The organism is Streptomyces sp. ActVer (genome assembly GCF_027270795.1).
Lineage (GTDB): Bacteria > Actinomycetota > Actinomycetes > Streptomycetales > Streptomycetaceae > Streptomyces > Streptomyces umbrinus_A.
Genome location: NZ_JAPWHT010000099.1, coordinates 14452 through 27404, shown reverse-complemented (window position 1 = coordinate 27404; position 12953 = coordinate 14452). Strand labels below are relative to the sequence as shown.

Below are 12953 nucleotides of genomic sequence, written 5' to 3'. Positions count from 1 at the left end.
GGGGTCGGGCAGTGCACTCCAGGCGACCTCGGCGAAGGCCGCGAGCCGGGGAAACGCCTGGTAGTCGACGCGTGTGCCCCTCGGGCGACAGATGGAGCCGGTCGCCGTCCCAGGCCCGCCGGTCCTGGATGGTCTTGAGGGACCACAGGTCGAGCACGGGACAGCCGTACCGGTCGGCGATGGCCCGGATATGGAGGTTGTACGTGGCGATCTTGCCGCGCATGTGCTTGAGCACGGGTACGCCACGGGTGTCGAAGCCGGTGGTCACGAGGACCGTCCCGACGGCCGAGGTGAGGTCCGCGACGGCGCGCTCGAAGCGCTCCGCGACCTCGTCGGGGTCGGTGCCCGGCCGGATGATGTCGTTGCCGCCCGCACAGAAGGAGACCAGGTCCGGCGCGAGCTCCTTCGCGCGCGTCAACTGGTCCTCGACGATCTGGTCGAGGAGTTTCCCGCGGACGGCGAGGTTGGTGTAGTCGAAGTCGCCCTCGGGCCGGCGGTCCGCGAGAAGCACCGCGAACCGGTCGGCCCAGCCGACGAACGCCCCGTCCGGGCCAAGGTCGCCGACGCCCTCGGTGAAGCTGTCCCCCACCGCCACGTACGACCCGATCACTGATCTGTTGTCATTCTTCGAATCGTCTGCCACATCGGGCCATGATTCACCTTCGGGTGTGAGCTACGCGACCGTAGGAAGGGGTTGACGGGCGGTGAGATAAGCCACTCGTCAAGTGTTGGTCAATCCCGGAATAAGGGGCTCGATCAGGCACGTTGTCGCAGCTCCCGCACCCGGAAGTCCGTGATCCTGAAGTGACTCCACACGGTCCGGAACGCGAAGTTGCCGCTCGTGTACGGCTCTTGGTCCACGAAGTCGAAGACGAGCCGTCCGTTGTCCCACCACTGGACCGTCGAGCCGTTCGAGACGATCCGGACACGGTTGGGTTCGTTCGCCGTGAGCAGCGGCTCGGTGTAGTCGAAGACGAGGGGTCGGACGCCCGCCTCACCGACGTAACGGCGCAGCCTGGTCGTGGTGTTGGTGTTGGCGCCGTATCCGGCGTAGTACGTCGTGAGGTGGTCGTACTCGTCGAGCGCGCCGCCCCGCTGCGTGGCGAAGAGGTCCTCCGGGGAGCGGACGTCCGTGGCGTTCCAGAAGTTGTTGAGGTCCGAGACCCGGTCGTTGGCGCCGCCCGCCGAGACCGGTGTGGCGGTGTACTCCAGGACGTACGGCCCTCGCAGCTTTCGCTTGAACCAGACCGTCGCGCCGCTCGGCACATCTATCTCCAGGACTCCCCGGGAGGCGGTGACACTGCCGCCGTCCTGCAGTTCCGTCACCCACTGGCCGAGGCCGTGCCGGAAGTCGTCGCGGGCGATGAGCCGCCCCGGACGGTGCCGGGCTGCCGCGCTCGCCGTCTGCGTGGGGACGAGCGCAGCGGGTGCGGCACCGGTGGCCAGGGCTCCGAATGCTCTGCGTGTGGTCGTCATGAAGACCTCCAAGGCATGAAAGGCGCATAGAAAGCGCTTGCGGAGATCACTGTGTCCCGGCTTCCGCACCCCTGTCGACACATCGCCCGGCCATGCCACAGAACCGAAACACCGAAGGCCGGACCCCGGGGATCACAGGGTCCGGCCTTCGGAGACGAGCGGAGTGGTACGCCGTGCGGGCGTGCCTGGCGTCGGGTCAGACGGAGACGCCCTTGCCACGCAGGTACGCCAGCGGGTCCACGTCCGAGCCGTAGTCGGGGGTGGTGCGGATCTCGAAGTGCAGGTGCGGGCCGGTGACGTTGCCCGTCGCGCCGGAGAGGCCGACCTGCTGACCCTCGGACACGGTCTGTCCGGCCGAGACGGAGAGGGAGGACTGGTGGGCGTACTGGGCGTAGCGGCCGTCGTCGAGCTTGATGACGACCTGGTTGCCGTACGCGCCGGCCCAGCCGGCCGAGACGACCGTGCCCGCGCCGACGGACTTGAGGGACGTGCCGGTCGGGACCACGAAGTCGACGCCGGTGTGGTAACCGCTGGACCACATGCTGCCCGACATCTTGTACGGGGTGCCGACGCCCGCGCCCGCGACCGGCAGCGTGAAGCCGGCGGCACTGGCTTCGGACGCGGCCTTGGGAGCCGCAGCCTTGGGAGCCGCAGCCTTCTTCGCGGACGACTCGGTGGCCTTGGAGGCACCGGAGTCGGAGCCGGAGTCCGAGGAGGCGGCGGCCTTGCCGATCGACAGCTTCAGGCCCGGGTGGATCAGCGCCGGGTCACCGCCGATCGCCTTGCGGTTGTCCTCGTACAGCTTCTTCCAGCCACCGCTGACGTCCTGTGTGTCGGCGATCTTCGACAGGGAGTCGCCCGCACGCACGGAATAGGTCTTGGCCGCGGCCTTCTTCGCCTCGGCCTTCTTCGCCTCGGCCTTCTTGTCGGCGGCGGCAGGCGCCGATTCGGCGGCCTTACTCGCGACATTCGAGACGCTCGCCACGGAATCGGCGGCGGACTGCGGAGTCGCGGCGTGCGCTCCGGTCGCACCGAGCAGCGGAAGGGCCAGCGCGGCGCCACCGGTTCCGGCGACGGCTATGGAGCGGGTGAAACGCTGGGACTTGGGACGGCGGTGCTTACCCTTCGCGGGCATGACGAATTCCTCTCCGGCGCCTGCGAGGTGAGCTGTCGGGTGCGAGCTGGAGATGCCCGGCCGTGTTTGCGCACGACTTAACCCCTAGCCGTTCCGGAGACCGGAACAGGCGTTCTACCTGTGGGTCCCCCGCTCCTGCCGTGTACGGGTGGGTGAGCGGATTCCGGGCGGCGGCAGGATTGGGCGTCCGTCCGGATTGATGGCGAACGTAAGCGACATGAAGACGCAGGAACAACCTTTGGGGTTTCCTGTGTGCCCCGTTCTCTTGATCCCTGACCGAAATGACGGTCACGCTGCGTAAATCAGGGATCTTCCCCCTTTGTTAAATCCCTGAAAACGCAGCCGAATTACGTGAACATGGCGACAGCGGACCGTCACGAATATGACGCTGCTCACGGAGTGCCGTTCCAGGAGCCTTTATTCCAGAGCGAGTTGGAACTAAGGCTCCATTACGGACACAACAGTCACATGCGACGCAGGCGGAAAACTGCCGCATCAAGGTCACCGTGCAGCCCCGTCCGCAACCCGTGATGCAACAGCACCGCACCTCGGTGGACTTCGCCCGTTTCGAGGCATTCGTACACCGCTGTCGGGTCGAGCCCCCGCAGCCGCACCGGAGCGACCGGCTCACCGTAGTGCTGGGCCTGGAGCCAGGCGAGGACCACGACCTCGCCGTCACGCGAGTACTGCACGGCGCTCAGTCCGCCCTCCGGCGCCCGCAGCCGGTGGAGGTCCCCGCCCTGCACGACGGGCCGGATCTCCTTGTAGAGCTCCACCCACGTCCGCGCCTCGGCCAGTTCCTCGTCGCTCCACCGGGTCAGGTCGCCGCCGACACCGAGCACTCCGGCCATCGCGCTCACGAAGCGGAAGCGCAACGAACTGACGCGGCCGTTGAGCTGGACGTTCGGGCTGTCGGTGACCCAGGCCGCCATGGTCCGCGCGGGATGCACCTGAGTGAAGCCGTGCTGGATGGCGAGCCGGTCGAGCGGGTCGGTGTTGTCCGAGGTCCACACCTGGTCCGTACGCGCCATGATCCCGAGGTCGATACGGCCGCCGCCGCCCGAGCAGGACTCGAAGGCGACGCCCGGGTGGGCCTCCCTCAGCCGGTCCAGGAGGCGGTACAGGGCGTGCACATGGTCCACCCAGAGCCGCTGCGGGTAGGCCTCGCCGGGCCACCCCGCGTCGGTGAAGCAGCGGTTGAAGTCCCACTTCACATAGTCGATCGGCGCACTGGAGAGCAGCATGTCGAGCTGCTCCCAGAGGTACTCCTGGACGTCCTCGCGGGCGAGGTTCAATACGAGCTGATTGCGCAGCTCCGACCTCTTTCGTCCCGGTTGGAACTGCACCCAGTCGGGGTGCGCGCGATACAGCTCGCTGTCCGGGTTGACCATCTCGGGCTCGACCCAGATCCCGAACTGCATCCCCAGCGCGTGCACCTCGTCGGCGAGGGGCTTGAGGCCCGCCGGGAAGCGGTCGGGGTTGGGCGTCCAGTCGCCGAGCCCGGCCCGGTCACTGGTGCGCGCCCCGAACCAGCCGTCGTCGACCACGAACAGCTCGACCCCCATGGCGGCGGCCCGCCGCGCGAGCGCCCCCTGCTGTTCCTCGGAGATGTCGAACTCCGTGGCCTCCCAGGAGTTGTAGAGCACCGGCCGGTGCTCGTCCGCGTCCGGGATCACATAGGCGCGCTGGTAGGCGTGCCAGGCACGGCTCGCGCCGCCGAATCCGCCGTCGCTCCACAGCCCCGCGAAGACGGGTGTGACGAAGCTCTCCCCCGGCTCCAGCCGCAGCAGCCCCGAGTCGTCGTACCCGACCCCGCCGGTGATCTGCACGCGCGCGTCCGGGAGTTGGGCCACGGCGATCCGCCAGGTGCCCGACCAGGCGAGGGCGCACCCGTAGACCTCGCCCCGCTCCTCGGTGGCCGCTCCGTCGGGGTCCAGGGCGACCCAGGGCAGGTGCTGGTGCGAGGTGTGCCCGCGCCGGCTGCCGATGACCTTCTCACCGTAGGTGAGTTCGGAGCGTACGAGCCGGGACTCGGCCGCCCACCGCCCGTGCAGCTGGGACAGCCGCCAGCCGTCGCGGTGCGGCAGCGTCCAGGCCGCGGAGTCGGCGCGCAGCACCTCCAGGGCGGGCCCTTCGTTGGCGAGGGTCACCCACCGCTCGACGACGTCGGTCCCGGCCCGCATCCGGTAGTGCAGCGTGATCCCGAGCCCGGAGTCGGAGAACCGCAGCCGCAGCTCGTCGCCGTCCGCCTCGTACGTCTCGAAGCTCCACTCGGTGCCGCGCCGCTCGTCCGTCCGCACGGACAGGGCGGGCCGCACGAACCGGGGGCCGCCCTCCACCGGGTACTCCTCGTGCCCGTCGAGGGTGGCCTCGAAGGCCCAGTACTCCGGCCCCGGGCCGGCGGCGAGTGCCTCGGCGTCGGCGAGCGCGATACGCGGACCCCAGTGCAGATGCAGCAGCGCGTCGTCCTCGCCGAGCCGCAGGGCATAACTGCTCGCCGGGCCCGAAAGAAGCCACGTACGACCGTCTTCGCCGATCTCCAACATCAAACCCTCACAGATCCGAACAGGCACGCTCAATCATCAACATCATTATGGGCCGGGTGCCTCCCCGGCAACGCCTGTGGACAACTCATTGGCCTACGAATCGATGTCGTATCGTCGAGAAACGCACTTCGCCGACGAGCCGCGTCGGCAGCCGAATGGGAGGAGCCCCCGTGACGCAGCAGGTCCCGTCGACCGAGCCCGAGCTGGCTGGAGTGCGCAACTTCCGTGATGTGGGCGGCCTGCCGACGGTGGACGGCCGGCGCGTGGCGTACGGACGGCTGTTCCGCAGCGGCCATCTCGCGCACGCGACGGAGTCGGACGCCGAGTTCCTCTCGTCCCTGGGCCTGCACACGATCTTCGACTTCCGCAACGCCGCCGACCAGAAGCTCGAAGGGCCCGACGTCGAGCTGCCGGGTGTGCGGAACGTGAATCTTCCGCTGACCGACCCGGCGCACGGCGCCGAGTTCTGGACGATGGTCCGCGACGGCGACATCGACCAGTTGCGCTCGATCCTCGGGGACGGCAAGGCGGCGGACCGGATGATCCGTTCCTACCGCGCGATAATCCAGGAGCGCACGACCGAGCACCGCCAGGTGCTGCACTCGATGGCCGAGGACGGCGTCCCCGCCCTGATGCACTGTGCGGCGGGCAAGGACCGCGCCGGCATCTCCATCGCCATCACCCTGCTCGCCCTCGGCGTCGAGCGCGAGGCCATCGTCGCGGACTACCTGGAGTCGAACGCGACGCACCGCCGCTACAAGGTGCACCGCAGCAAGTCCTCCGCCTCGGCGTACTCACCCGAGGTGATGGAGCTTCTCAGCCCCCTCTTCGACGCGCGCGCCGAGTATCTGGAGGCGGCGTTCGACACCATCGAGGAGAAGTGGGGCGGGGTGGACACGTATCTGGAGCAGGGCCTGGGCGTGACTCCCGAGGTCCGTGAGCGGCTGCGGGAGCGGTTCCTCGACTGACCGGCCTCCATCCGGCCGACCCGCCCGCCCGGCTCCCCTCCTCAGGGGCAGCTACCGCTACTGCCCCTGTGCTCCGAGCGAGAACAACAGGTAGATGAAGGCGGCGAAGATGTGCCCGACCGCCACGTAGATGATCAGCCGCACCCACAGAGCGCGCGGGAACTTCTCCTCCATGTCCTTCATGACGTCTCTCCAGGGGTCGTCGGCCCGAGGCACAGCGTGGCCGTGGGGCTCTGCAGCAGGGTGTGTACGAAGAGGAACTCGGCCCCGTCCCGGTCCGCGGCGGCGATCCGGTGCGGGGTCAGCGAGTCGAAGTGAGCGCTGTCGCCGGGCTCCAGGACGTGCGCGGTGTCCCCGAGGCGCAGCCGCAGCCGTCCTTCAAGGACGTACAGCCACTCCTCTCCGGGGTGGACCCGCACGATGTCGCCCTGGGCTCCGTAGGGGACGTGCACGCGCAGGGACTGCATGCCGCGTCCGGCCGCACCGGCCTGCCAGTACGTCCAGCCACCGGCCCGGGTGGGCTCCATGTCGTCGGCGCGCACGACGGCGTCCCGCTCGGCGACCGTCTCGCCGAGCAGCTCGGAGACGGTCGTACCGTAGATGCGGGCCAGCGCGAGCAGCATCGGCAGCGAGGGCTGGCGCTGTCCGGTCTCCAGACGGGACAGATGCGCGGGCGAGAGCCCGGCGGCGCGGGCCGCGGACTCCAGGGTGAGGGAGGCACGGCGCCGCAGCGCACGCAGCTGAGGTGCTACCGCGGGCAGCTCGTCGGCCGCCCCCGGCTCGGAAGGGCTCGTACCCTCGACAGGGTTCATGTCCTCCATTGAGCCGGAGGCTTACCTCTGAGGCAAATTTCTTACCTCAGAGGCAAAATCGAGGCGAGCCCACGGCACGCAGGCAGGTCCACGACGCCCGGGCCGGTCCACGACGCCCGGGCCGGTCCACGACGCCCGGGCCGGTCCACGATGCCCAGGCCGGGCCACGGCTCCCAGGCCCGACTCCGGTGCCGAAGCCGGTCCGCGGCGACAAGGCCGGTCCGCGGCAGAGGAACCTACCGGTTGGCGACCGCCTGCTTCACCAGTGTCTTCCCGAAGTCCCACATCAGGCCGCCCCCGCTGTGCGCGTCGTCCATCACGGCGGTGAAGGCCTCCACGAACCGGTCGACGTCCCGCTCGCCGACGACAAGCGGCGGAATCAGCTTGATGACCTCCAGGTGATCGCCGGAGACCTGGGTGAGGATCCGGTGCCGTTGGAGCAGCGGCACGACCACCATCTGGGCGAACAGCCCCTTCCGTGCGGCCTGCAGCATCGTCCAACGGCTGCGCAGCTTCAGCGACTTGGGCCGTCCGAACTCGATGCCGATCATCAGCCCACGGCCGCGCACATCGCTCAGCAGCTCGTACTTGTCGACGAGCGCCGCGAGCCGGGACTTCAACTGCTCCCCCGTGGCCCGGGCGTTGGCGACGATCTGCTCGTTCTCCATGACCGACAGCACGGCGAGGCCCGCCGCCATGGCCTGCGCGTTGGCCCCGAAACTCGCGGAGTGCACGAGGACGCGGTCCATTGTCGAGTAGACCTTCTTGAAGATCCAGTCCTTGCCGAGGGTGGCCCCGACGGGCACATACCCGCCGGAAAGTGCCTTGGCCACGCACACCAGGTCCGGCTCCACACCGTCCTCGTGCTGGTAGGCGTAGAAGTCCCCGGTCCGGCCGAGCCCGGTCTGCACCTCGTCCGCGATGAGGAGCGCCTTGTGCTTGCGCAGCAACTCCTGCGCGGCGCGCAGATATCCGGGCGGCGACTCGTGCACGCCCTTGCCCTGGATCGGCTCGACGATCAGCGCGGCGACGTCACCTTTCCTCAACTCCCTTGCCAGCGCGTCGAGATCACCGAGCGGGACCGCCGTGTCGGGCAGCAGCGGGGCGAAGCCGTCCCGGAAGCCGTCCTCGCCGTTCACGGACAGGGAGCCGGTGGTCAGACCGTGGAAGGCGTGGGTGCAGTACAGGACCCTCGGCTTCCCGGTCGCGTACCGGGCGAACTTCAGCGCGGTCTCGACGGCCTCGGTACCGCTGTTGCCGAAGAACACCCGGTCCAGATGCGGACTGTGCGTGAGCAGCTTCTCCGCCAGCAGCCCGGGCAGCGGCTGGCAGTCGAAGCGGGTGAGGTCGGCGAGCTGGGCGTCGAGGACGTCGTGCAGCGCCTTGCGGACGACGGGGTGATGGCGGCCCAGGCCCATCACCCCGAACCCGGCCAGCATGTCCAGGTACTCGTTGCCGTCCGCGTCCCAGAAGTACGCGCCCTCGGCCCGCTCGTAGACCTTGTCGAAGCCGATGGTGTGCAGCATGCGCGGCAGCTGGTGGTTCAGATGCTTGGCATGCAGCTCGTAACGCTCGGCTCCGCGCTCGGCGAGCAGGCCGGCGAGGTCGAACTCCTGGGACTTGCTGGTCGTCATTCCTGTTTCTCCTTGGACGCGTGCTCCTTGCCCGCCGGCTTCTTGGCGGTCTGCCTCTTCGCGACGCGCTGCCTGGCGGGCTGCGCCCTTGAAGCACCTGAAGCGCCCTGCCCGGCGGACCGCGCCTTCGAGCCGCCCGACGCGGGGGCCTTCCCCTCAGCGGCCTGCCCGTTCACGGCCCGGCGCGCCTCGGAGCCCTGTCCCTTGGGGACCTGCCCCTTGGGAACCTGTCCCTCGACCGCGGGTTCGGCCTCCGTGACCGTCGAGCGCGCCTCCTGAGTGGCCAGGCTCGCGCTGATCCGCCCCGCGATCTCGACCGGTGTGAGACCGATGTCGGCGAGCACCTCACCCCGTTTGGCGTGCGCGAGGAACTGCTCGGGGATCCCGAACCGCCGTACGGGCACATCGACTTCGGCGTCTCCGAGGGCGAGCGCGACCGCCGCGCCCACGCCGGCCGCCCGGCTGTTGTCCTCGACGACGGCGACCAGACGGTGCTCGGCGGCGAGGCCGGGCAGCGCGGGATCGACCGGCTTGACCCAACGCGGGTCCACAACCGTGCAGTTGACGCCCCGCGCCTCCAGCAGTTCGGCCGCCTGGATACACACCGGCGCCATCACACCGACGGCCACGAGGAGCACTTCGGGCCGCTCGCCTCGATGCAGGACGTCCAAGCCGCCCACCCGGTCGACCGCCGGAACGACGGGCCCCACCGACTCCTTGGGGAACCGGATCAGGGTCGGGGCGTCGTCCACCGCGACCGCCTCGCGCAGCTGGGCGCACAGCTGGTCGGCGTCGCGCGGCGCGGCGATCCTGAGCCCCGGCACGACCTGGAGGATGGACATGTCCCACATGCCGTTGTGTGACGCTCCGTCAACTCCCGTGACACCAGCCCGGTCCAGCACGAACGTCACTCCGCAGCGATGCAGTGCGACATCCATCAGCAGCTGGTCGAAGGCGCGGTTCAGGAAGGTCGCGTACACCGCGACGACCGGATGCAGTCCGCCCGTCGCGAGCCCGGCCGCGGAGACCGCCGCGTGCTGCTCGGCGATGCCGACGTCCCACACCCGGTCGGGGAACCTCTCCGCGAACTTCGCGAGTCCCACCGGGTGCAGCATGGCCGCCGTGATCGCGACGACGTCCTCGCGCGCCTCCCCGATCCGTACGATCTCGTCGCCGAACACCGAGGTCCAGGAAGGGCCGTTGGAGGGCGCGAGGGGCTCGCAGGTGAGCGGGTCCATCACACCGACGGTGTGGAAGTGGTCCTCCTCGTGGGCGATCGCGGGCTCGTAGCCGCGCCCCTTCTCCGTCAGACAGTGGATGAGTACGGGCCCGTGGAAGCGTTTCGCGCGCCGCAGCGCCGACTCCACCGCGCCCACGTCGTGCCCGTCGATCGGCCCGACGTACTTCAGCCCCAGGTCCTCGAACATGCCCTGCGGCGCGAACGCGTCCTTGAACCCCTTCTTCGCGCCGTGCAGCGACTCGTAGAGGGTGCCGCCGACGACGGGCATGCTCAGCAGCACGTCCTTGCCCCAGGCCAGGACCTTCTCGTAGCTGTCGGTGGTCCGCAGCGTCGCCAGGTGGTTCGCGAGGCCGCCGATGGTCGGCGAGTACGAGCGCTCGTTGTCGTTGACGACGATGATCAGCGGCCGGTCCTTGGCGGCCGCGATGTTGTTCAGCGCCTCCCATGCCATGCCGCCCGTGAGGGCGCCGTCGCCGATGACCGCGACGACGTGCCCCTTCTCCCCCTGCACCTGGCGGGCCTTGGCGAGCCCGTCGGCCCAGCCGAGCGCGGTGGACGCGTGGCTGTTCTCGATGATGTCGTGCTCGGACTCCTCGCGCGACGGGTAGCCGGACAGGCCGCCCTTGCCGCGCAGCTTGGAGAAGTCCTGACGTCCCGTCAGCAGCTTGTGTACGTAGCTCTGATGGCCGGTGTCCCACAGAATGCGGTCGACCGGCGACTCGAAGACCCGGTGGAGCGCGATGGAGAGTTCCACCACCCCCAGGTTGGGCCCCAGATGACCGCCGGTCCTGGCGACCGCGTGCACCAGGAACTCACGGATCTCGTCGCCCAGTTGACCTATCTCCGCCTCGGACAGCGCTTTCAGGTCGCGTGGTCCCCGGATGCTCTCCAGAATCGTCACGCTCGGCCCCCTCTCGGTCCGTGCTGCAGCTAACTCGCGGTGACGGTGGGTTGCCCCGGCACCGTGACCTCCGGCTCGCCTGACGCGACGCCGTCCGCCTCCATCTGCTCGGCGATCTTCATCGCCTCGTCGATGAGGGTCTCCACGATCTTCGACTCGGGCACGGTCTTGATGACCTCGCCCTTGACGAAGATCTGGCCCTTGCCATTGCCGGAGGCGACCCCCAGGTCCGCCTCCCTGGCCTCTCCCGGTCCGTTGACGACGCAGCCCATGACCGCGACGCGCAGCGGCACTTCCATGCCCTCCAGGCCGGCCGTGACCTCGTCGGCCAGTTTGTAGACGTCGACCTGGGCCCGCCCGCAGGAGGGACAGGACACGATCTCCAGCCGCCGCTGCCTGAGATTGAGCGACTCCAGGATCTGGATGCCGACCTTGCACTCCTCGGCGGGCGGCGCGCTCAGGGAGACCCGGATGGTGTCCCCGATGCCCTCGGCGAGCAGCGCCCCGAAGGCCACCGCGGACTTGATGGTGCCCTGGAAGGCCGGGCCCGCCTCGGTCACGCCGAGGTGCAGCGGATAGTCGCACTGGGCCGCCAGCTGCCGGTAGGCGTTGACCATCACGACCGGGTCGTTGTGCTTGACCGAGATCTTGATGTCCCGGAACCCGTGCTCCTCGAAGAGCGACGCCTCCCACAGCGCCGACTCCACGAGTGCCTCGGGCGTGGCCTTGCCGTACTTCTGGAGCAGCCGCCGGTCCAGCGAACCGGCGTTGACGCCGATCCGGATCGGCGTGCCGTGGTCCTTCGCGGCGCGCGCGATCTCCTTCACCTTGTCGTCGAACTGCTTGATGTTGCCCGGGTTCACGCGGACCGCCGCGCAGCCCGCCTCGATCGCGGCGAACACGTACTTCGGCTGGAAGTGGATGTCCGCGATCACCGGGATCTGCGACTTGCGCGCGATGGTGGCCAGCGCGTCCGCGTCGTCCTGTGTGGGACAGGCGACGCGGACGATCTGGCAGCCGGACGCGGTGAGTTCGGCGATCTGCTGCAGGGTGGCGCCGATGTCCGACGTACGCGTCGTCGTCATCGACTGGACGGACACGGGTGCCCCGCCCCCGACCGCCACCGGTCCGACCTGGATCTGCCGCGACACACGGCGCTCCGCGATCGGCCGGACCGGTACCTCGGGGAGGCCCAAGGAGATGGCGGTCATGACGTCACCCGCGGTTTCCGGAGACGGTGTCGCGGGCGGCCCGCAGGGATTCCTTGAGGGAGCCCATGGTGGCCAGGACGGCGGTCGGCTCGTAGCCGCAGTGCGCCATGCAGTTGGCGCAGCGCGGGTCCTTGCCGCGGCCGTAGGAGTCCCAGTCGGTGTCCTCGATGAGTTCCCGGTACGTCGTGACGTATCCGTCGCTCATCAGGTAGCAGGGCTTCTGCCAGCCGAAGAGCGAGTAGTTGGGGATCGCCCACGCCGTGCACGGGAAGTCGACCTTGCCCTCCAGGAAGTCCAGGAAGAGCGGGGAGTGGTTGAGCCGCCAGCGCCGCCGGTTGCCGCCCGCGAAGGCCTTCTTGAACAGTTCGCGGGTCTGCTCGACGCCCAGGAAGTGCTCCTGGTCGGGCGCCTTCTCGTAGGCGTACGCGGGCGAGATCATCATCTCGTCCACCTTCAGGTCGTCATTGAGGAAGTTGAGGACCTCGATGATCGTCTGCGGGGTGTCGGTGTTGAAGAAAGTCGAGTTGGTGGTGACCCGGAAGCCCCGCTTCTTGGCCTCCTTGATGGCCTCCACGGCCTCGTCGAACACACCCTCCTTCGCCACGGACTCGTCGTGCCGCTCCTTCAGGCCGTCGATGTGCACGGCGAACGCGAAGTACGGCGAGGGCGTGAACTTGTCCATCTTCTTGCGCATCAGCATGGCGTTGGTGCACAGGAAGACGTACTTCTTCCTGGCCACCAGCTGCCGCACGATCTCGTCGATCTTCGGGTGCATCAGGGGTTCGCCGCCGGCGATGGACACCATCGGCGCACCGGACTCCAGCACCGCCCCGACGGCCTGGGCCACCGGCATGCGCTGCTTGAGCACTCCGGCCGGGTGCTGGATCTTGCCGCAGCCCTCGCATGCCAGATTGCAGGCGTAGAGCGGTTCAAGCTCGACGATCAGCGGAAACTTGTCCCGCTTGCGCAGTTTCTGTTCAAAGAGATACGTCGCGACCTTGATGGTCTGGCGGAGCGGCATGGCCATCTG

Annotated in this window: 10 protein-coding genes, 1 pseudogene and 1 riboswitch; of the genes and pseudogenes, 1 reads left to right on the top strand and 10 read right to left on the bottom strand. The window is 68.9% G+C overall.

Annotated elements, in window-relative coordinates; translation table 11 throughout:
- The 4 genes from O3Q52_RS18345 to O3Q52_RS18330 all read right to left on the bottom strand — a co-directional run.
- Positions 1-610: SGNH/GDSL hydrolase family protein (locus O3Q52_RS18345; protein ID WP_269649859.1), on the bottom strand; the 610-nt coding region annotated here is incomplete at its 3' end.
- 146 nt (positions 611-756) lie between these two features.
- On the bottom strand, positions 757-1476 hold the full coding sequence (locus O3Q52_RS18340; RefSeq protein ID WP_269649858.1) for a DUF6250 domain-containing protein: 720 nt from the start codon (positions 1474-1476) through the stop codon (positions 757-759).
- A 196-nt stretch (positions 1477-1672) separates the two neighbouring features.
- Positions 1673-2611 carry a LysM peptidoglycan-binding domain-containing M23 family metallopeptidase gene (locus tag O3Q52_RS18335; protein ID WP_269649857.1) on the bottom strand — a complete coding sequence of 313 codons (939 nt, stop codon included), beginning with the start codon at positions 2609-2611 and terminating at the stop codon, positions 1673-1675.
- A 4-nt stretch (positions 2612-2615) separates the two neighbouring features.
- A riboswitch (cyclic di-AMP (ydaO/yuaA leader) is annotated at positions 2616-2780 on the bottom strand.
- 295 nt (positions 2781-3075) lie between these two features.
- Positions 3076-5157 carry an alpha-galactosidase gene (locus O3Q52_RS18330; protein ID WP_269649856.1) on the bottom strand — a complete coding sequence of 694 codons (2082 nt, stop codon included), beginning with the start codon at positions 5155-5157 and terminating at the stop codon, positions 3076-3078.
- Between the two features lie 170 nt (positions 5158-5327).
- Here O3Q52_RS18330 and O3Q52_RS18325 point away from each other — a divergent pair, with 170 nt between their 5' ends.
- Complete coding sequence (locus O3Q52_RS18325; RefSeq protein ID WP_269649855.1) at positions 5328-6125, top strand: tyrosine-protein phosphatase; 798 nt, start codon at positions 5328-5330, stop codon at positions 6123-6125.
- Between the two features lie 57 nt (positions 6126-6182).
- Here O3Q52_RS18325 and O3Q52_RS18320 read toward each other — a convergent pair whose 3' ends face one another.
- The 6 genes and pseudogenes from O3Q52_RS18320 to hpnH all read right to left on the bottom strand — a co-directional run bounded on the left by O3Q52_RS18320 (position 6183) and on the right by hpnH (position 12950).
- On the bottom strand, positions 6183-6308 hold the full coding sequence (locus O3Q52_RS18320) for a DUF6126 family protein (protein WP_055616152.1): 126 nt from the start codon (positions 6306-6308) through the stop codon (positions 6183-6185).
- Positions 6305-6937 (bottom strand): helix-turn-helix domain-containing protein, encoded by a 633-nt coding sequence (locus O3Q52_RS18315; protein ID WP_269649854.1) that lies wholly within the window; start codon positions 6935-6937, stop codon positions 6305-6307. The genes O3Q52_RS18320 and O3Q52_RS18315 overlap by 4 nt, the downstream gene beginning before the upstream one ends.
- Positions 6938-7173: 236 nt before the next feature.
- Positions 7174-8571 carry an aspartate aminotransferase family protein gene (locus O3Q52_RS18310; protein WP_269649853.1) on the bottom strand — a complete coding sequence of 466 codons (1398 nt, stop codon included), beginning with the start codon at positions 8569-8571 and terminating at the stop codon, positions 7174-7176.
- A 281-nt stretch (positions 8572-8852) separates the two neighbouring features.
- Positions 8853-10712, bottom strand: a pseudogene (dxs, locus tag O3Q52_RS18305) (1-deoxy-D-xylulose-5-phosphate synthase); the annotation flags it as partial.
- A 29-nt stretch (positions 10713-10741) separates the two neighbouring features.
- Positions 10742-11923 carry a flavodoxin-dependent (E)-4-hydroxy-3-methylbut-2-enyl-diphosphate synthase gene (gene ispG / locus O3Q52_RS18300; RefSeq protein WP_055616154.1) on the bottom strand — a complete coding sequence of 394 codons (1182 nt, stop codon included), beginning with the start codon at positions 11921-11923 and terminating at the stop codon, positions 10742-10744.
- Positions 11924-11927: 4 nt separating this feature from the next.
- Positions 11928-12950, bottom strand: coding sequence for an adenosyl-hopene transferase HpnH (gene hpnH / locus O3Q52_RS18295; RefSeq protein ID WP_055616155.1), 1023 nt, complete (start codon positions 12948-12950; stop codon positions 11928-11930).
- Positions 12951-12953: the final 3 nt, after the last annotated feature.